Here is a 228-nt window from a genome sequence, read left to right on the forward strand (position 1 = left end):
CTAATTGCCCGTGAGGCTTGACCATATAACACCCAAGGGGTTTGCGCAGGCAAACGCCGGGATTGCGACAGGATCGAGGCATATCGGTCAGCATGATTCATATTGCGAGTCGCGAGGCCACAAGCCTCGGGACTCAGGCATCGCAAGATGTCACCGTTTCGCCTGACGACCATAGCGAGCGTGAACCACCCGATCCCATGCCGAACTCGGAAGTGAAACCGCTTAGCG

General features: G+C 57.0%; 1 rRNA gene. It reads left to right on the top strand.

Annotated elements, in window-relative coordinates:
* Positions 1–161: 161 nt before the first annotated feature.
* Positions 162–228, top strand: a 5S ribosomal RNA gene (gene rrf / locus QD356_RS17815); the annotation flags it as partial.

The organism is Cobetia sp. 2AS (assembly GCF_029846355.1).
GTDB lineage: Bacteria > Pseudomonadota > Gammaproteobacteria > Pseudomonadales > Halomonadaceae > Cobetia > Cobetia amphilecti.